The organism is Pelotomaculum terephthalicicum JT, assembly GCF_022410535.1.
Taxonomy (GTDB): domain Bacteria; phylum Bacillota; class Desulfotomaculia; order Desulfotomaculales; family Pelotomaculaceae; genus Pelotomaculum_D; species Pelotomaculum_D terephthalicicum.
Genome location: NZ_JAKNBL010000002.1, coordinates 64,446 through 81,982 on the forward strand (window position 1 = coordinate 64,446; position 17,537 = coordinate 81,982).

Below are 17,537 nucleotides of genomic sequence, written 5' to 3' on the forward strand. Positions count from 1 at the left end.
AAATTTTCAAAAAGTCTATCCATATTATAGAAAAAATTGAAACCAGTCAAAACCTCGGCGTATACCCGGCGCTGGTTTTGACCTTGATGGTCATGGGCGGCAGCAGCTTCCCGCCAAAGGATACGGGAACCTCCAGCAGGATGGTGCTGTCCGCTTCAAAGCGGTCGGAGGCATGATCCCCTGACGCAAAAGGTGCATTGCGAATATCCACATTTAGGTTCCAGGCCTTAAATTCCAGCTTGCCGTCCGGGGTGCGCTTTTCGTGATAGCCACTATTGTAGGAAAGCCCAAGGATGCCGTCCAGCCGGTCATAAATATCGCCGTAATCGAGGCTTTCCTCGAAATCTCCGGCATAGGGCTGGTAAGCGCCCGAATAGCCCTCCCGCACACCGTGGTACACATCATCGTAATTCTCCACCACGGTGGAGATGACAGCGGCCTGCACCGCATCCCGAACACCCTGCGCTATGATCATCAGCCGAAAATATTCAGAAATGCCGGTGAAGATGATGACCAGCGACAGGGTGATCGCAATAATCAGCGGAAAGCCCGCGCCACCTTTTCCCCGTAGGATTTGCTTGATTTTATCCATCATTTCCAATAAACCTCGCTCTTTCCCGCCGCGTCTGCTCTCAGCGTAATGGGGAACGATCCGAAGCCGCCGAACAGCCCGATGTTGGTCTGGTAGGTGACCGTTACCGTGACTTCCTCATTGAGCTGGATTCTGCCGGTTTCAGACCATTCCACGCTGGGGGAAAGCCCGGTCTTTTCCCGCAGAAGCTGCTCACGGAGGCTGGTTTCACCGCCCACCTGTCCGGCAATTTCGGCCTCCCGGATGAGCTCAGTGGCGAAGGTGTCCAGCTGCTGCTTTTGGATGTAGACGGGAAACACCTTCACAGCAAGGGCAATGACCAGCATGGCACACAGCACCAGCACGGCCACGTCAATGTAGCCCTCTCCGCGCTTGTTTCTCAGAATTTTCAGCACATGGTCACCCCCTGCTCAAAGGGTCCCTGTTCCAGCCTTGGTTCCGGGTTGTGGTCACTTAAGATACGCCACGCACCCTTGCTGAAATCGGCGGTGCAGATTTCCTGCTCCAGCAGTTCCTCCGCCGGAATATCTCTGGCAAATTCAGAGCTGCCGGGATTTCCTTTCACGCTGTGGCCTGTCAGCAGAAGCTGTGCGGTTTCCGGCGTCAGGTACACATACCCGCCGGGCGTCATCATGTCAAACGATGCGTTCGGGTGCGCTACAATAAATTTCCGCAGGGTGATTCTCACTTCCTCCGCGGAAACGGGCGCATATTCCGGGTCAAGGGTATATTCTGATTCCGATTCGCCCTTGTCCCACAGCGTCCAGAGCGCATGGGTGAGCTCCTCGCTGAAATCAACGTTCTGTTCGGATATCCACTGATCCGTTACTACCTCCAGCGGGTTTTCGAAGCGGAGCAGATACTCCATATATTCGGCGGAATAGCTGCCTTCGGCCAGCTCTTTATACACAAACTGCGCAGCGGCAATTTCACTTGCCAGCTCCACCAGCTCGGAGGCCGGTTTTTGCCGCCACTCCTTTTGATACCGCGCCATTCCGTTGTCCAGCTTTTTGCGCAGAAGCGTCATCATTTCCTGTTCCGTCATTTAGTTCGCACCTCCCTTAGAACATCCCGGAAAGGGATGTGATGATTTCATAGACAATAACCGCCATATAGGTCATGAGAAAGCACATGAGCATGGCAAAGGAAAACACCCGGATTTTCGGCGGGATCTTCATGGCCTGCGCTTTCAGCCGCTGAAGCTCCAGCTGCTTCATGTCGTGGGCCAGCATCTGAAAATACATCCCGCCGTCGTCCCCGCGCAGTACGCCGATCAGCCCTCTGGTAATATCCGAGAGCATGGGCGAATTGAACCTCGCCTCAAAGCGGGTCAACGCCGCCTCGTAGCTGGAGGAGCGCATATCCGCCGTGAGGATGTCAAGCTCCGCGGCGAAGTCCTCGCCTGCGTTTTTCTTGAAATTCTCCAGCATGGACAGCACGTCACGGCTGGCCTTCAGCTCCTGGGTGATGGTAGCCACAAAGCGCGGCAGCTCCTGTTCGATTTTCCCCCGCTTGGCGGAAAGCGCCTCATCCGCCTTACGGATTTCCTTGAAATAGACCAGTATGGCAGTAAACAGTACAATGGGTGCCAGCAGCGGCAGAACAATCAGGCAGGGAATGATACACAGCCCGATAGCCGCCGCCTTGACAATAGCCGTTGCCGTGAACAGCTCCGGCGAGTCGGAAAGCCCTGCCGCCGACAGCACATTTGCCATCCGGGTTTTCTTGTATGCATCCATGCGGAGATACCGGGAGAGCCCGACGGCGGCGTTTCGCAGCAGGGCATCGGTGGTTTTGGGCTTTGACTTGGCCTGCTTTCCTGCCGACAGCATCGCCTTTTGGGTGGCGAGAGTGGGCAGATGCAGCAGATCGGCGGCAAGGAAAAAGAGTCCTGTCGATAGGAGGACTCCGAATAAAAACAGATAGATTGTCATGGGCTCCTCCTTATCTTCGATATTCAATGGGCTGGGTGAGCTTGATCACAAACGCCGTGGAAATGAAAATCACGGCGGCGCAGATGGTCAGCACCACCTGTCCCAGCGGGGTGTGCATCAGGGTGTGATACCAGTCCTGATTCAAGAAATACAGAAGAGGGATATTTCCGATGACGAGGATCACCATAACGATGAATTCCTTTCTCGGCTCAAACACCATGTTTTCCAGCTCACCGTTGACCACCCGCATATCACTGAGCTTACTGACGATGGGCGTCAAAGTGGTTTTCAGGCTGCGGTCATGCTGGCAGGCAATGAGAGCATCGCACCACTCATGGAACACTGCGTTGTCAATTCTCGTTTTCACATCATGGAGTGCCGCCGTCACATCGGGGTCCACCAGCCGGACGCGGGACACAAAGCTCTGAAATACCGACAGCACCGGCGGGTTCAGGTACGGGAGGTTTTCCTCCACCGCCGTCAGAATATCCTCGTTTCGAAGATAGGCCGTGGTGATAATGGAAAGCGCCGTTTCCAGCTCCGCCGCAATGTCCTTTTTGAAGTGGCTGGCCGTGAGCTTCACCCACCAGAACGGCAGGAGCATACAGCCTGCCGCCATGACAGGAACCAAAAAAAAGTTTGAGAGCATGACAGCTACCGACGCACCCACGGCAAAGAACAGCAGGGACAATGCGCAGAGCATGGGAAAGCGCGCCGACCGGCCGGTGACCTTGAGGATAGACTGCACATCGGCAATTTCCCGGCGCAGATAGGACTTCTTTTTCCTGTGGGTGGTTTCATTGATTTCATCCCGGAGGGCTTTGGGCTGATCGGTCAGCCTGCCGAAAATGGCGGTTGTAAATGCCATAGGGGTCAGCCCAAGCAAAATGAAAGAGCCTGCGATCATGCCGATGCAGGCGATTAAAAGTATTGTTGTCATGCGGTTTGCGCCTCCTTTCTCCGCAAACTCTCAATGACCGCCTGCGGCATGCCGTTTTCCAGCAACCGCTTGGCAAGGCTGTCCGAGATGGTGTTGACCTGCGCATGGTGCCCCTCAATAATGAATTTTCCGTCCTCCATGCGGTTTTCGGTAATGACATACTGAAACAGCGGACGGAAACGCCTTGTGCCGTCGGGCAGGATTTCGCACTCCTGAATCTCCATCATGCGGCGCTGCTTGTTTTCCAGCTGCTTGCAGAACACCACAATGGGATAGGCTTCGGTGACATAGTCCATGAGGGTCGCATCGGACATATCCACGGCGCGCTTACACAGAGACACCATGCGGCGATAGGTGGCCTCGCAGGAATTGGAGTGGATGGTGGTCAGCACCGCCACGCCGGTTCGGGCGGCCTCCTGCGCGGCATTTGCTTCTGCACCGCGCATCTCGCCCACCACAATGATGTCCGGGTTAAAACGGAGGGCATAATCTAAAAGGTTGGTCTGGTCGATGCGCTGGCGGTCGTTATCGCTGTCACGGGTCAAGGTGTGGATGACCGAATTGACCACTTTCCCATCCTTTTCCCGCACCAGAGCCAATTCACGGGAGCCGTTCTCGATGGTATAGATGCGCTTGTTATCCGGTACGGTGGTCAGTACCCAGCCTGCCACGGTGGTTTTGCCGGAGCTGGTGGCTCCCGCTACGCAGACCGAAATCCCGTAGCGGATGCAAAGGGATAAAAAGTCCAGCATTGGGTCTGTCGCCGTACCGCTTCGGACAAAATCCTCTTTTTTCATACTCTGAGGGTTGACGATACGAATGGAAGCCGCCACGCCCACATCCTCGTCCACAATGGGGCTTTTGAGGACGGCAATTCGGATGTTTTTGCTGAGATGCCCCAGCACGATGGGACTGGCGTTATCCAGCACCATGCCGCTGATGTGCAGCATCCTGCGGATGACATTCACGGCGTGCTGGGGACTTTCAAAGCGTTCCTCCAGCTTAACCGTGCGGCCGTCGGAATACTGCACCTCAATGTCCCGCCACGAATTGATGTCGATTTCCTCAATGCCGGTTCCGAAGATGTATTTGGTCAGAAAGCCAAACTCCGCCATTTCGGTGTAGAGGGCGTCCGCCAGCCTGCCGCCGCTCATGCCATTAACAGAAATGCGGTTGTCCTGCAGGAATTTCTGGATATACCGCTTCATCTGCGCCTTGGCGTCCTCGCCGCCTGCGGTGAGGAGGGTGCTGTAATGCTCGGAGATGTACGCCTGTACCTCGGCAAGCACGGATGAGAAGTCTTTTCCCTCCGTTTCCGGGGTAAAGAACAGGCCATGCGCACGCAGCGCGCGGTTGTCACGTAGCGGTGCGGCTTCCTGCGCATCCGGCGGATTCAAAACATCTACATCAGGACCGAACTGCAAGTTTGCAAATCTCTCCGTCGTGGGTTCGGAGGTATTTACAGCTTTGGTGATCAGCTCCGGTTCTGTGGATAGCGGCTGACTGCCGTTTTTTTCTATGCGTGCTGCCTTATTCTGAAATGCCGATGCGCTTCGCTTTTTGCCTAAGCTCATATTCCAAACACCTCCCTTGTAATTTTTTCGATTTCCTTGCGGAAGGGGCGGCTGTCCTTCAGGGACAAATCCGCCAGCAGATTTCCCACCAGATACTGTTCCTCCAGCTCCGGAGAATGGGTCAGGGTAAAGGCCACCGAGCCCAGCGCCTGCCCAATCTGCTCCCCGGCCTGCCGGGGCTTTACATTGCAGGCAACCTTGTACTGCTTCTCTGCGTCCCACTTGGAATCCCGGAGCAGCGGGAGCTGGCTGGAGAGATAGCTCACGGATTTCAGATCGGCATTTGCAAGGCGCAGAACACTGTCGGCCTCCATAAGCACCACGGCGGAGAGAATATCGTTGGCGATATAGCTGCCGCAGTCCGCCACCACAAAGGGAGCTATTTTCCGCAGATTGTCCAGAAGCTCCTGCGCCTGGGTCTGCTCATAGGGCGGGTAGGTGTACTCGTTCTCTCCCTTTTTCATGCCGAGGATGGTGAGATATTTGTGCTTTTTCAGCGTCACCAGATTGTGCTTGATGAGCGGCTCCGTCACATGAGCCGCCGCAAGAATACTGCCCAGCGAATGCTCACCCTCCAGTTCGGAGGGCGGGCAGATGCAAGGCAGCATGGGTGCGGTCATATCGCAGAGCAGCAGCACCACGTTTTTCTTCCGGTCGGCAAGGTACTTTGCAATTTTTACCGCTACAGTGGTTTTTCCGCTGCCGGGGGAGCCCCAAACCGCAAGGATGCCATCCTGCGGCTCCTGCTGCGGCAAGGCATCCTCCTTTGGGGCTTGGCGGGTGAAGATGCCCTTTTTCTTAAAATTCAGCATCACTGCACCCCGCTTTCCGCAGGAGCTTCGGATGCAGTGCTTTCCTCCGGTTCCTGAGACTTAGAAGCGCTGTCCGGCTCCGCGGGATACAGCGCCGCGATGACCTTGTCCTGTGCTTCGATAAACTTGGCGCTGTTGGCAGGCGTACCGCGGTAAACGAGGGACAGATGGAGCTTGCCGTCTGCTTCCAGTTCTGCCAGCGTCTTGCTCTGCTCCGGGGACACCAGCAGGGTCACGGTTGCAGGAAGTTCTCGTTCATCAGACGCCGAAGGCGAATTGGGTCCGGCGTCACGCTGGTTGGCGTCGTAGCCGCTGCCCGCGGTGACGGCGATAACCTCCACATATTTCAGCTCGGCGGGAATCACGGTGGAGCCCTGCTTTTTGTAGTCCGGTGCAATCACCGACACGATATCGCCGCTCTGGAGCTTGCCGGACAGTCCGTTCGCAAAGCTCTTGATAGTGACCGATATGGCCTGCTTGGTGCCGTCCAGATTGTAAAGGTAGGTATTTTCCGCAGCCGGGGTATCGGACAGCTTGGTGTTTAGGATATAGTCCCCGACGGAAAGGTCGGCTGTGGCATATTTGCCCACGACGGATTCGCTCTGGCGCAGGACATTGTCGGGCAGACCAAAGCCGCCCACCTCCACGGTCTGCACCATCTCTCTGGTGACTTCCTCGCCTGCCTTGATTTCCTTTACGACACGGACAATTTCGGTTTTCTGACTAACGGACTGGTTAAACAGCGGCGTCACGCCGAAGCAGATCAGCAGGGACAAAAGGATGCAGATCACGCCGACAACCGTGCGGTTTTTGAAAAGGCTCATAGATTTTCCTCCTTGATCTCTTTATGATTTAGATGCTGGCGGAGCTGTATTTACGGGATTTCACCGCTTTCACAGCCTTGGGAATGAGCGCAGCTGCCAGCGAAACAGCAGCAATACCGGCAATGATGATGGTCTTTTTTTTGGTGATATGGATTCTTTTCATAGGATGTTTCCTCCAATTTTTAAAATGGTTACGGCAAGAAAGCCGAGGGACAAAAACGGCGCCATAGGCAGAGATGCCTGCGACGCCTTCTGCGGCTCCAGCTTGCGGAGCCGTCTAACCAGTTGGTTGATGAGATAAAAAAAGAGGGATGCCGTCAGTCCGAGCAGCAGCCCGGACGTGCATCCTCCAAAGCCCAGCACCATGCCTGCGGCGGCGGTGAGCTTGATGTCCCCGCCGCCAATACCCTCCGGCTTGCACAGGGCGGCAATCAGCAGGGGCAGTGCGGCAAGAACGCCCCAAAGCCTGACGGGGCTGAAATCCATCAGCCCCGTCAGTGCAATGAAAAGACAAATGCTGTCCGGGATGATCCGTTTGCGGAGATCCCACACAGAAGCCGCCAGCAGCAGACATAAAAAAAGCACCGCCTGTGCGATGCTATTAGCCTGCATAATTGAACATTTCCTTAATGCGCTGCACAAGGGTAGGCAGCACCGTTTCCCCGAACAGAGCATACAGCCCCGCAAGGAGCAAAGCGCCCAAAACCACGGCAATCAGGATTTTGATCGCGGTGTCAATGTAGCCGTCCCCGCGGCTGCCGGAAAGGACGCGGCGGGTTCTGGCGGCGGTCATGGCCGCCTTGGTTTTCAGCTTGCAAATGAGATGTTTCATGAATGCTCCCCCTTTATTCAAAATGGTACGTCACCGAGTAGGTGATGTTGGATTTGTTGTACATGCACGAGTGGTTGGTGTAATAATAGAACTCCAGTTGCGTGTATACGCCTGCGCCGAGGGTGCGGGTAAAAGTGATGCCGTTGGAGGTGGTGCCGTAGTCCAGCTGATCCCACTGGCCGGTCAGCCTGTTGTAGCCGCGCACTCTGCCGAAATCCGAGCCGCTGTGCCCGATGACAGGCGGTACCGTAAAGGTATATTCCGTGATGGTGGCGCCCTCAATGCCGTTTTCCATGATGACGGAATCAGGGCCGGTGAGGGTCATGCCACCGCCGCCGTTGGAGTCCGCCACAAAGAACACGATAGCAGCCCAGGGCGATTCAGCCCCTGCGGAATCCACCGCTTTGACACGGACTACGTTCTTTCCGCGGGGATAGGTCTGTGTTTCGGAATTTCTGCCCTCCCAAATCAGGGTGACGGAATCGCCGTCCGGGTCGGAGCTGGCGGCCGTAATCGTGACCGGCGTTCCCGGCGCCACGCTGTTGCCGTTCGGCGTTCGGGTAATCACCGGCGCTGTCGGCGCAGAGTTTGCCACAGTAAAGGTCTTGGAAACCCAATCGGAATACAACCCGGTTGCGTCCTTGGCGCGAACACGAACTGTGTGCGATCCAACGGCATAGTAATTGTCTGACGCCCTGTTTTCCCATTCCAGTGTGGTGGCGTCGCCATCGGCATCGGCGGCTGTGGCGGTAATATTCACAAAGAATTTGCCGTTTTTCGCTGTGCGGGTGGGGGCTGCGGTCAGGGTTACCGTTGGTGCGGAGCTGGTAATGGTAAAGGTCTTTTCCGTCCATGGGGAATACGCCCCGGCAATATCCTTTGCGCGGACTTTTATGGTATGGGTGCCGGTCGAATAGTAACCGCCTGATGCCTTGTTATCCCATTCCAGTGTGGTGGCGTCGCCATCCGCATCCGCTGCCTTGGCGCTGATATTGACAAGAAATTTGCCGTCTTTCACCGTGCGGGTCGGTTCGGCGGTCAGGGTCACGGTGGGTGCGGCATTGGTCACGGTGAAGGTCTTTTCTACCCATGGGGAATATACCCCCGCGATATCCTTTGCCCGGACACGGATAGTGTGGGTGCCCACGGCATAGTAGCTGTCGGATGCGGTATCCGCATACTCCAAGGTTACCGCATCCCCATCGGGGTCTGTGGCACTGGCGGTGACGTTTACAAGGAACATACCGTCCTTGGCGGTACGGGTGGGAACCGCTTCTACCACAGGAGCATTCGGCGCCGTGTTGGTGACCGTGATGTTCTCCGAATGGGTGGTGACTCGTCCTTCGCTGTCGTTAACAGAGGCGGTCAGGGTAAATGTGCCGGTATCACGGATGGCGATTTTCCCGCCGTCATTGCCGAGGGTTCCCTGATACTGTGCGGGATTGCCGTCCTTTTCCAGTGTCCAAGCTACGGTATAGCAACCAAGATACTGAACATTCTTTGCGGCAACCTCAAACTCCGTGCCGTAGTGAACGGTCTGCGGCATGATAAATGCGTACTGCACTACCGGCAGGATGCGGATACTTTCGCTGTGGGAATAGCTGCGTTTCAGGTAATCGGTCATGGTAGCGGTGAGAATATATTCGCCGTCATTCTTGAAGGTGATTTTGCCGCCCTGCGCGTTGAGTCCGCCGCTGAAAGCCTCCGAGAGCGGAAGGCTCTTTCCGTCCTTTGTCACGGACCACTCCACCGGCAGCACCTGATTGTTGCCGTGGGTTCTGAGGTCGAGGACGGTATCGGTATAGGCAAATTCGGGGAGGTCAAAACCGAGGGTCAGCACAGGCAGAACCTCGCATTTGTCATGGCTTTCGTACAGGAATACACGGCCGGTTTCATCGGTGACTCTGGCTGCCAGCTCATAGACACCGGCCCGTTTGAAGCGGATGGTCCCGCCGCCGTTTGTGAGTGTTCCGTCCACATAGGTCGGCCAGTCCTGAAACCCGAAGGTGTTGTCCACCAGCCATTCAACGGTGAGGCCGTCCAGATCGGCGGTTTCGATTTTGACTGTGATATCCGTATCGGTGTGGACATACTCCGGCAGACTGTAGCGGACGGCAGGCACAGGATACACCTTGAAGCTCTGCTCGTAGCGGTAGGTTCTGCCGCCGTCATCGGTGAATTCCGCTTTCAGAACATAGCTGCCCTTGGCATGAAACCGCATCTTGCCGCCGCTGTTGCCCAGCGTACCCTCGGTGACACCTGTGAGGGATACTTCTTTTCCATCATGGAGCAGCGTCCATTTTGCGGTATGGCTGCCGATTTCCCCGAAGACCGCCTCCACGGTGACGGCGCTGTCGGTGTGGAAGATTTCCGGCAGATAGAAGCCCGCGGAGCCTACCGGGTAGACGGTGATATTGACGGTATCCGAAAACACTCTGCCGGTGGCGTCGGTGACAGAGGCGGTCAGCGCATACACACCTTTTTCCTTGAAACGGATGCTGCCGTCCGAGAGCGCACCTTCAATAAAGGAGCCGGTTTGGGCAGGCTCGCCGTTCCGGGTCAGGGAGTAGGTTGCTGCAAGCCCCTCCGCTTCTTTTGTTTCTGTCTTGAGCGCCACGGTTTTATCCGTATGGGAAACGGCTGGGAGTGTCAGCTTGACTTCCGCTATCGGGTAGACATTTATGCTGTCCTGTGCGGTGATAACTTTGCCCAACTCGTCTGTAATAGAGGCGGTCAGTTTGTAGACGCCTTTTTCTTTAAACAGCACCGTGCCTCCTATGGAATCCAGCGCTCCGCTGAGAGCCGTTTCCATATCCAGGGCAGCGCCGTCCTTTTCAAGGGACCACACCACCGCATTGGAACCGAGATTTTCGGTCGTCAGCTCCACCGCTACGGATTTGTCGGTATGGGTGGTTTCCGGCAGCGTGAACGCCGCCGTCACCACTGGGTAGATGCTGATGGTCTGCTCATGGGTCACCGTGACGCCCCGGCTGTTTTTTGCCGTGGCAATCAGGGTAATGCTGCCGGTCTGTGTGAATTTCACTTTGCCGCCGTTTTTATCAAGGGTACCGTCTGTCAGCCCGGAAAGCTCCACGGGCAGGCCGTTTTTCAGGGCGGACCATGTCACACCGCTCACAGAACGGCTTTCCGGCTTGATCTCAATTTCATCGGCGGTATAGGCAGTTTTCGGCAAGGTGAAGCTGAACTGCGGGGCGGGAACATAAGAGCTGCCGCCACCGGAACCGCCGCTGGAGCTGCCTCCGCCAGAGGGCTTATCCTCCGGCTTGGCAGGAGTCGTCGGCTTGGGCGGTTCTTCCTTCTTGATCTGCTCTTTGGCCTTTTCTGTATCCACCAGCATTTCAAAGGCTTCGGCGCGGGTGGCCTCGCCGTCCGGTTTGACCGTACCGTCCGGGTAGCCGTCTACAATGCCGTATTCCTTGCCGGTGCAGATACTGGATTTATCCGCCTCGGAGAGTGTGCCGTCATCGGAAAAGCCGGTGACGCAGGGGCAGGAGGCGTCATGTTCCCCCTTACCGATGGCCCGCACCAGCATACGGATCATTTCCATACGGGAAATGGGCTGATCCGGTTGAAATTCTATGCCGAAATCGTCCTTTTGGATGATTCCAGCGATGATGAGCGCTTCAATATCCTGCTCCGACCAGTGTCCGGCAATGTCGGTGAAGCGAATGGTAACCTCGCTTTCCTCCGGTTCCGGCAGCTCCATGGTTCTGGAAACCAGCGCGGCAAATTCCCCTCTGGTGATGATGTCATCCGGGTGCGCCAGCCCGTCTGGATAACCGCTGATGACGCCTTTTTCCGTGAGAATCTGAATGGCTTCCTCCGCCCAATGCCCCTTGGCATCCTCAAAATACCGGTTTACCGCATAAGCGCTGCCTGCCAGCAGGGAAAGCACAAGGCAAACGGCGAGGACGAGACCCAGCGGCTTTTTCATTTTCTTCTTCATAGGCACCTCCTATATTCCGCCCATGACAGGCTGGCCTTGCTCCTGCTGGGCGGGGGATTCCTGTTTCTGCGCGGCGGTCTGTCCCTGAGTCAGCGCCTGCTGGTAAGCGCCGAGGACAGCCTTGTCGAATTCCGCTTTGGCCTCTTTGGTGCAGGGAAAGCAGATATCCTTGTACTCGCCGTTTCCGGCTCTGTAGCTTGGCATGGAGATAAACAGCCCCTTGGAGCCCTCCATGATTTTGATGCCCCGCACGGCGAAATCGCCGTAGACATTGACCGAGGCGGTGGCCTTGCAGCTGCCCTCCGGACGGATGGAGTGGATTTTCACATCGTACTTGGGGGCGGATGGTGTCGTATTGTTAGGCATGATCTTTCCTCCTTCTCAAAATGTCCGGCATCTTTAACCGGCGTAATTGAACATCTCTTTAATGCGCTGCACAAGGGTTGGCAGCACCGTTTCCCCGAACAGGGCATACAGCCCCGCAAGGAGCAAAGCGCCCAAAACAACGGCAATCAGAATTTTGATCGCGGTGTCAATGTAGCCCTCCCCGGCGTTCCCCGTGAGGATGGAGCGACTTTTGGCAGCTGCCGTGCCGATTTTTTTCTTAAGCTTGCAAAATAGATTCTTCATTTTTTTCCTCCGTTCTAATGATGAGGGCATGAAAAAAGACAGCCGACGGCTGCCTACATACGCATACCCATGGTTTGGGTTTGCTCCGGTTCCCCGAAGCTGATTTTCTGAAATCCAAAGCGGTCGCAGTAGTGAAATTCGCTGCCCTCTGCGTCATACAGCTCCACCACATCGGACATGGACAGGGAGTGTCCGTCATAACCGGGCGGATGATTCACATTGCATCTTGTGTAGATGGCTTCGAGATCGTTGGTATCCAGCTGGCCGTCATAGGCAACGCGGTAATGCTCCGGGGACGGCTCCCCGAACTGCCGCACCGTTTCCTCATAGGAGATAAACTTCATATACACGTCCGTATCCGGCTTCAATTGCCAGATGCGGACATTTTTGAGCGGAGCGGCGGCTTCAGCCATGCCGCCCATCCGTTCCCCCGCGGCAAGGCGCTCCATCACGCCGTCCGTCCACTGCGGGGTCAGGCTGCGGCTTTTGAGCCATGTGGTCAGCTCGTCGTTTCGGAAGATGCTGTCCACCACCGCCTTTTCTTTTTCTGTATATCCGGCCGGGTTTCCGTAGTAGGAAATGAGGCCGTTTTTCAGGGTGATTCCCGGCATATGCTCACCTCCCGGATCGTGTGTTGGGAATCCAAGACCGATTATTTGCCGTAGACGATTTCCTCCAGCATAATCAGCTCATCCAGCTCCGCGAGGCACACGCCGCTTTGGGCCAGCACCGTAAGAATACCTGCCGGCACATCGGTAATGTCCTGCTGGACATCCGCCTCTACCACCGTGATTTCGCCGCTGTCCTCGTCCGTATAGGCTTCCAGCTTGGCGTCCGCGGGGATGCCCGATTCCTCCAGTAGATAGCCGGGGATGCGGATGCTTTGGCTTTCATCCAGCAGATCATGGCAGAGAGAGCACCCTGCCACCCATTCGGCGGGGCAGCCCTCCCCGCATTCATCGCCGCAGTTGCTGCAAAGGCCGCAGGCGGAGGCGAGAACGACGGTCAAATCCGAGGCGAGGGCGCTGAGACTATGGATGGCGTTCGCCACCTCCAAGGCCGTCATTTTGTCCTTCAGAAACACAAGGGCGTTCTGTCCGGCATGAAGCTCCAGCGTATCCTTGTCGGTAAAGCCGGATTGCTCACAGGCGTCGGCAGGGAGACCGATTTGGGGCATTTGATTCTTTTTCATGAATGAGTTCCTCCTATAAAAGATTGGGTTTGAGATTTATGCAATGCTGTGCTAAGGGCGTTTTGCCTATTCCATGAAGCCTCCTTCTCCAAACAGATTCAGCTGTGACGGAGCGTTTTTCTCGCGCTCATGCAGATCATAGTTGGCAATGAGGATTTCGGGGAACTGCGCTCCGTTGTCGTACCGCTGCTTGATATTGTTAATGCGGGTAAAGGCTTCCGTCTGGATGCCCGGTGCTTCATAGAGGCTGCGGATAAATTCACAGTCGTTGTAGGACAGCAGAAATTTGCCGTCGATCCGCAGCAGCACATCCCGCAGACGGATATGGTCTTTTTCCGTGAAACCGTCCTCGCCCACGTTTTTGTAATAGCTTTCGGTTTCAAAATACGGCGGGTCGCAGTAGAAAAAGCTCACGGGGCGGTCATACTGCCCGATGAGCTTCTCGAAATCCTTGTTTTCGATGACGACCTTGGAAAGCCGACGGTGTGCTTGCTCTATGAGGGGAAAGTTGCTGCGGATGTCGTGGGGCTGGCTGCCGTAGCTGGTCAGCCCCGACGCATAGCTGTAGCGGATGAGCTGGTAAAACCACGCCGCCCTTTGCACATCCGATGCGGGAGAATCACGAGCGAGGGCGTTTTTCACAAGCTCGAAATCCGCGCGGGAATTGAGACAATAGGCAAGGGCCGCCATCAGCTCCTGCGGTTTTTCCCGCACGCAGCGGTAGAGGTTGACCAGCAGGCCGTTGAAGTCATTGTAGACCTCAAAATCGTTGCCGGGCTGCTTATGGAACAGCACCCAGCCGCCTCCGCCGAATACCTCAATGTACCGCTCATAATAGAGGGGAAACAGGGTGACGATCAGCTCCCGCAGGGATTTCTTCCCGCCGATCCAGGACATGAAGCTGTTCAGAAGTCATCACCTCCTTCCAGCGGCAGGCGCAGTTGGGTATCGTCAAAGGCCGCAAGGGAGCGGCGCAGGCCGGTAATGGCGGCGCTGATTCCGCTGATGCGGTTTCTCATATGCCGGATGGTCATGCGCACCTCGGCTTCGGTTTTCGCATAAAAGTACCCGTTCTGGTCGCTGGCAATGGGAACACCCTCCCGGCGCAGGGCATTGACCTGATCCCGCAGCTCCTTGCCTGAAACGCCGAAGCTGCGTTCCAGCTCTTTGCTTATGACGGCGTTTTCTGCGCCGTGGTGATACCGGCGCAGATGCTCTGCAAGCTGTTCTTTCTGCATGGGTCCTCCTTTCCGGCCGTTTCCCCGGAAAGAAAGGCAAAAAGGGCGCAAAAAAACAGGGCCGCCTCCTGTTGGGGAAACGGCCCTGTGTTGATGTTGGGTCTAAAAAAGCACAGGCATCTCTGCTTGCGCTATTGGATTACGCCAAGCTCTCTTAACACTGCTACGCAGTCCTTGGCGCCCTGAATGTACAGATGCTTCTGAAACGTTACCTCCAAATCCGAATTTTGACTCAGATAATACTCAATTCTGTCTTTTATACCTTGACTGATTTCAAAGCTGTTCTGGATGCTGTCACTGAGTGACATTAATTCCTGCACCAGTTTCTCCGACTGAGGGTCTGATTCACGCAGGGCAGCATACGATAGCTGAAATCGTTCCGCAAGCGCCATATCCAGTAAATCCAAGAGCTTTTCGTCCAACTGCCTCACCTCCTTCAGCACAACACAATGCCACAGCTTCATTGGAATAGCTATACCAAATGCCAACAAAATTTCGCTTATTTCATTTCCATCCCAAAGCTCTGGCTGGGACGGTTCAGGCATTGCTCCACCGTCATGCCGTTCTGCGGCTCCAGCATTCCATAGGATGTTTCAGCAACGCCGCGCTGTTCCAAAAGATATCGCCCGTAGCCTTCCAGATCGCAGAATTTGTTCAGCCCATAATCGCTTCCCACAGACAGCATCCGTTGGATTTCCTTTTTCGCATACTCTGCGGGAGAATCAGACAAAAGCTTGAATTCCTCTGTCATGGATGCAAGGTCAAGGGCTTCCTCCAGAGAAAGATCGCCGGGTGCTTCCTCCAGCATCGCCTTGTAGGTCGGCAGGCGGTTTTCCATTTCAAGCTGCCGGAGCTGCTCTGCCAGCTCATTCACCGGACCGTAGCAGTCGCCCTCCGAGGCATACAGGGCGTCATTTATTTTTTCGGTGAGGCTTGGCGCCATGCAGTCCTCCGCAGAGAATGCACATTCCTCCGGGGAAGCCACTCCGACAGCATCAACCGCCTGCAAAAGCGTCGCATCCCCGGCAGGGAGCTTCAGGTAGACAGCCGCTTCACTGTCCTGTGCAGGGCCGTTAAAATATCCCTTGGTTACACGGAGAAGCACAGTGTAATCCGGCTTTTCAAGGGAAACCGCATCGCCGCTGTGGTAGTCCGCTGCAATCTCACCGTTCTGCACCACATAGCCATGAGGCGTGAATACGCCACCCTCGCCCTCACGCATCTCTCTGCCAATTTTACCAAAGTCCAAATATGCGTAGACTTCATCCGATACCTTTTCCAGTGCCGGTACAAAGTCATTATCCGCATAAAATTTACCGAGGGACGAATCGTCGTGGGCTTCATAGGCGATCTGGCAGTGCTCGGTGCTGTGTGTCATGTTGATGAGCCGCTCCACCGGAATGGGAGCGTACTGAGTCTGAACGGCATCCATCATCACCATGCCCTCAAAGCAGTCCAGTTCCCATGCACTCAGGGAAGACAGCCGCTGTGCGAGGTGGTTCAGTTCATGAAGATTGATATCGGGCTGGATAAATTGCGGCAGATAGTCCAGCTGGCAGCTTAAAACCTCCGCAGAATAAACGGTGTCCCCGGCGGTTCCCGCTCTTTCCAACGCATCCGCCAGCTCATAGGGTGTGGCGGGGAGTGCGATTTCTGCCGACGGATTTATACCGGAAGGGTTCCACCGGCTGAGTTCTACTGAAAAATTTTTTTCTTCTCTGGCGTTAACGCTCATCTTGATACCTCCGTTTGATTGATCACTGCAATGCACATCCGGCGGTTACACGAAAACCGCTCCGTCGCACCACTTTTTCATGGCGTTGTACAGCAGCAGTACCTTGGTTTGATCCGATACCTCCTGCCATTCAGCCGGTTTGAACTGCCGGAGCCCGTATTGCCGTTCCCCTTCAAAATATGCGAGGATGCCGATGTGGACGGGAACTTTCCCAGCGATTCTGGCGGCAAGGGCTTTCGGCACACAGTAGTAATTTTCGTTCCCATGAAAGTTATGGCCGTTCCTGCTTTTGAAATCCTGATAGGTGATTTTGACTTCAAAACAGGTGACCATCATCCCAATGCGCCAATTATGGCACCGCAGGACACAGCCCCGGCATTTCTGCGCATTTTGCTCTGTGCTGCCGTCCCGAAAGCATTTTCCGGGTTCATGTCTATGCTCCGTCAGGTATGGTTCCTTTTTGGAAAACCGCTCCGCATCCAGAAGCCTGCAGAGATATTCCTCATTCTCGTAATAGTCCTCAAACCGAATGCTGTCTACGATCCCTGACGGCGTCCATACCTCATCCGCCCACCGGAGGGTTCGCTTTTCGGTATGCAGCTTTGGACGGTAGTGATGGGTCAGCGCCTTAATCCGTTTTGTTAATTCGGTTTCCATCATTCATCTCGTTTTTCCTGCGTTTTGCAATTTTTTGCATATCGGTTCTGAGGCAATCTCCCTCCGAGCTATAGCAGAAGAAACCGTGGGATGGGTACGGGCAGCTGCCGCAGCTTTGGAATGGACCGCGTGGCCGTTCGGCCGGTGGTATTCTGCCTACAGTGGAGAGAGTGTTTGAATCGTAGCAGGCGGTTTGTTTATTTCTTTTATAGCGTACCAACATGGCTACTCCTTTCCAGAAAACAAAAAAAGCCGGAAAATAAAGTGCGTTTCCGCACTCCAATTCTCCGGCTTTCCGATGCTTTCATTTTTAATGTGATTTTGGTGTATATATAAAAAAGGGCGCTAACTTTATCGGCTTTCAATCAGCCTTAAAAATCAGCGCCCTTTTTGGTTTCAGCTCATTCCTTTGATTGTATTTTGAGTGGCGCCCTTTTTCATTTTCTCTGTGCGAAAAAGGGCGCCACTCATGAATGTTCTTACTTGTAGGTTTGAGTCCTGTCTGAGTGAAGCTTTTACCCTAATAAATCTACGAGAAAAGGGCTTCCACTTTTCATCGTGGAAGCCCTCGAAAGGCTTGGATTTACTGGCTTTGTAAGCAATAAATCTT

21 protein-coding genes are annotated in these 17,537 nt (G+C 55.0%); all 21 read right to left on the bottom strand.

All coding sequences use genetic code 11. The features are described from left to right. Nucleotides 1-46: 46 nt before the first annotated feature. The 21 genes from L9W92_RS02630 to L9W92_RS02725 all read right to left on the bottom strand — a co-directional run bounded on the left by L9W92_RS02630 (nt 47) and on the right by L9W92_RS02725 (nt 16,930). Nucleotides 47-592 carry a hypothetical protein gene (locus L9W92_RS02630; RefSeq protein ID WP_026198775.1) on the bottom strand — a complete coding sequence of 182 codons (546 nt, stop codon included), beginning with the start codon at nt 590-592 and terminating at the stop codon, nt 47-49. Then, nucleotides 592-987, bottom strand: a complete 396-nt coding sequence (locus L9W92_RS02635) for a DUF4320 family protein (RefSeq protein WP_018305749.1) — start codon at nt 985-987, stop codon at nt 592-594. The genes L9W92_RS02630 and L9W92_RS02635 overlap by 1 nt, the downstream gene beginning before the upstream one ends. Next, a complete protein-coding gene (locus tag L9W92_RS02640) occupies nt 981-1,637 on the bottom strand; it encodes a DUF3848 domain-containing protein (protein WP_117415769.1) in 657 nt (218 codons plus the stop codon). The genes L9W92_RS02635 and L9W92_RS02640 overlap by 7 nt, the downstream gene beginning before the upstream one ends. Before the next feature lie 16 nt (nt 1,638-1,653). After that, nucleotides 1,654-2,526, bottom strand: a complete 873-nt coding sequence (locus L9W92_RS02645; RefSeq protein ID WP_089608661.1) for a type II secretion system F family protein — start codon at nt 2,524-2,526, stop codon at nt 1,654-1,656. Nucleotides 2,527-2,536: 10 nt separating this feature from the next. Further along, on the bottom strand, nt 2,537-3,466 hold the full coding sequence (locus tag L9W92_RS02650; protein WP_117415770.1) for a type II secretion system F family protein: 930 nt from the start codon (nt 3,464-3,466) through the stop codon (nt 2,537-2,539). Continuing rightward, nucleotides 3,463-5,040 (bottom strand): type II/IV secretion system ATPase subunit, encoded by a 1,578-nt coding sequence (locus tag L9W92_RS02655; RefSeq protein ID WP_117415771.1) that lies wholly within the window; start codon nt 5,038-5,040, stop codon nt 3,463-3,465. Before L9W92_RS02655 ends, L9W92_RS02650 begins: the two co-directional genes overlap by 4 nt. Continuing rightward, nucleotides 5,037-5,852 carry a CpaE/TadZ family protein gene (locus tag L9W92_RS02660; RefSeq protein ID WP_117415772.1) on the bottom strand — a complete coding sequence of 272 codons (816 nt, stop codon included), beginning with the start codon at nt 5,850-5,852 and terminating at the stop codon, nt 5,037-5,039. Before L9W92_RS02660 ends, L9W92_RS02655 begins: the two co-directional genes overlap by 4 nt. Then, nucleotides 5,852-6,676, bottom strand: a complete 825-nt coding sequence (gene cpaB / locus L9W92_RS02665) for a Flp pilus assembly protein CpaB (protein ID WP_117415773.1) — start codon at nt 6,674-6,676, stop codon at nt 5,852-5,854. Before cpaB ends, L9W92_RS02660 begins: the two co-directional genes overlap by 1 nt. A gap of 28 nt (nt 6,677-6,704) precedes the next feature. Continuing rightward, nucleotides 6,705-6,839 (bottom strand): hypothetical protein, encoded by a 135-nt coding sequence (locus tag L9W92_RS18760; protein WP_278335922.1) that lies wholly within the window; start codon nt 6,837-6,839, stop codon nt 6,705-6,707. Beyond that, entirely contained in the window at nt 6,836-7,288 is a 453-nt protein-coding gene (locus L9W92_RS02670; RefSeq protein ID WP_240082215.1) for a prepilin peptidase, read from the bottom strand. Before L9W92_RS02670 ends, L9W92_RS18760 begins: the two co-directional genes overlap by 4 nt. Beyond that, nucleotides 7,278-7,508, bottom strand: a complete 231-nt coding sequence (locus tag L9W92_RS02675; protein ID WP_240082216.1) for a DUF6133 family protein — start codon at nt 7,506-7,508, stop codon at nt 7,278-7,280. Before L9W92_RS02675 ends, L9W92_RS02670 begins: the two co-directional genes overlap by 11 nt. A 13-nt stretch (nt 7,509-7,521) precedes the next feature. Further along, the gene (locus L9W92_RS02680) at nt 7,522-11,475 is read right to left on the bottom strand and encodes an S-layer homology domain-containing protein (protein WP_240082217.1); all 3,954 of its coding nucleotides are present in this window, start codon (nt 11,473-11,475) and stop codon (nt 7,522-7,524) included. Nucleotides 11,476-11,484: 9 nt separating this feature from the next. Beyond that, nucleotides 11,485-11,841: a SpoVG family protein gene (locus L9W92_RS02685; protein ID WP_117415779.1), complete on the bottom strand. Its 357-nt coding sequence runs from the start codon at nt 11,839-11,841 to the stop codon at nt 11,485-11,487. 33 nt (nt 11,842-11,874) lie between these two features. Then, nucleotides 11,875-12,105, bottom strand: coding sequence for a DUF6133 family protein (locus tag L9W92_RS02690; RefSeq protein WP_089608670.1), 231 nt, complete (start codon nt 12,103-12,105; stop codon nt 11,875-11,877). A gap of 53 nt (nt 12,106-12,158) precedes the next feature. Then, nucleotides 12,159-12,716 carry a YodL domain-containing protein gene (locus tag L9W92_RS02695; protein ID WP_089608671.1) on the bottom strand — a complete coding sequence of 186 codons (558 nt, stop codon included), beginning with the start codon at nt 12,714-12,716 and terminating at the stop codon, nt 12,159-12,161. Between the two features lie 41 nt (nt 12,717-12,757). Beyond that, on the bottom strand, nt 12,758-13,297 hold the full coding sequence (locus L9W92_RS02700; RefSeq protein WP_089608672.1) for a hypothetical protein: 540 nt from the start codon (nt 13,295-13,297) through the stop codon (nt 12,758-12,760). A gap of 66 nt (nt 13,298-13,363) precedes the next feature. Further along, nucleotides 13,364-14,194, bottom strand: a complete 831-nt coding sequence (locus tag L9W92_RS02705) for a DNA adenine methylase (RefSeq protein WP_117415780.1) — start codon at nt 14,192-14,194, stop codon at nt 13,364-13,366. Nucleotides 14,195-14,202: 8 nt separating this feature from the next. After that, complete coding sequence (locus L9W92_RS02710) at nt 14,203-14,586, bottom strand: hypothetical protein (RefSeq protein WP_446676300.1); 384 nt, start codon at nt 14,584-14,586, stop codon at nt 14,203-14,205. Between the two features lie 80 nt (nt 14,587-14,666). Next, complete coding sequence (locus L9W92_RS02715) at nt 14,667-14,957, bottom strand: hypothetical protein (RefSeq protein ID WP_117415781.1); 291 nt, start codon at nt 14,955-14,957, stop codon at nt 14,667-14,669. A gap of 77 nt (nt 14,958-15,034) precedes the next feature. Further along, nucleotides 15,035-16,270, bottom strand: a complete 1,236-nt coding sequence (locus L9W92_RS02720; protein ID WP_240082218.1) for an antirestriction protein ArdA — start codon at nt 16,268-16,270, stop codon at nt 15,035-15,037. Nucleotides 16,271-16,315: 45 nt separating this feature from the next. Next, entirely contained in the window at nt 16,316-16,930 is a 615-nt protein-coding gene (locus tag L9W92_RS02725) for a hypothetical protein (protein ID WP_240082219.1), read from the bottom strand. Between the last annotated feature and the right edge of the window lie 607 nt (nt 16,931-17,537).

Bases quoted from the DNA above. Each gene is read 5' to 3' on its own strand.
- L9W92_RS02630 (WP_026198775.1), bottom strand. From the start codon at position 592: ATGGATAAAATCAAGCAAATCCTACGGGGAAAAGGTGGCGCGGGCTTT.
- L9W92_RS02640 (WP_117415769.1), bottom strand. From the start codon at position 1,637: ATGACGGAACAGGAAATGATGACGCTTCTGCGCAAAAAGCTGGACAAC.
- L9W92_RS02645 (WP_089608661.1), bottom strand. From the start codon at position 2,526: ATGACAATCTATCTGTTTTTATTCGGAGTCCTCCTATCGACAGGACTC.
- L9W92_RS02650 (WP_117415770.1), bottom strand. From the start codon at position 3,466: ATGACAACAATACTTTTAATCGCCTGCATCGGCATGATCGCAGGCTCT.
- L9W92_RS02655 (WP_117415771.1), bottom strand. From the start codon at position 5,040: ATGAGCTTAGGCAAAAAGCGAAGCGCATCGGCATTTCAGAATAAGGCA.
- L9W92_RS02660 (WP_117415772.1), bottom strand. From the start codon at position 5,852: ATGCTGAATTTTAAGAAAAAGGGCATCTTCACCCGCCAAGCCCCAAAG.
- cpaB (WP_117415773.1), bottom strand. From the start codon at position 6,676: ATGAGCCTTTTCAAAAACCGCACGGTTGTCGGCGTGATCTGCATCCTT.
- L9W92_RS18760 (WP_278335922.1), bottom strand. From the start codon at position 6,839: ATGAAAAGAATCCATATCACCAAAAAAAAGACCATCATCATTGCCGGT.
- L9W92_RS02670 (WP_240082215.1), bottom strand. From the start codon at position 7,288: ATGCAGGCTAATAGCATCGCACAGGCGGTGCTTTTTTTATGTCTGCTG.
- L9W92_RS02675 (WP_240082216.1), bottom strand. From the start codon at position 7,508: ATGAAACATCTCATTTGCAAGCTGAAAACCAAGGCGGCCATGACCGCC.
- L9W92_RS02680 (WP_240082217.1), bottom strand. From the start codon at position 11,475: ATGAAGAAGAAAATGAAAAAGCCGCTGGGTCTCGTCCTCGCCGTTTGC.
- L9W92_RS02685 (WP_117415779.1), bottom strand. From the start codon at position 11,841: ATGCCTAACAATACGACACCATCCGCCCCCAAGTACGATGTGAAAATC.
- L9W92_RS02690 (WP_089608670.1), bottom strand. From the start codon at position 12,105: ATGAAGAATCTATTTTGCAAGCTTAAGAAAAAAATCGGCACGGCAGCT.
- L9W92_RS02695 (WP_089608671.1), bottom strand. From the start codon at position 12,716: ATGCCGGGAATCACCCTGAAAAACGGCCTCATTTCCTACTACGGAAAC.
- L9W92_RS02700 (WP_089608672.1), bottom strand. From the start codon at position 13,297: ATGAAAAAGAATCAAATGCCCCAAATCGGTCTCCCTGCCGACGCCTGT.
- L9W92_RS02705 (WP_117415780.1), bottom strand. From the start codon at position 14,194: ATGTCCTGGATCGGCGGGAAGAAATCCCTGCGGGAGCTGATCGTCACC.
- L9W92_RS02720 (WP_240082218.1), bottom strand. From the start codon at position 16,270: ATGAGCGTTAACGCCAGAGAAGAAAAAAATTTTTCAGTAGAACTCAGC.
- L9W92_RS02725 (WP_240082219.1), bottom strand. From the start codon at position 16,930: ATGATGGAAACCGAATTAACAAAACGGATTAAGGCGCTGACCCATCAC.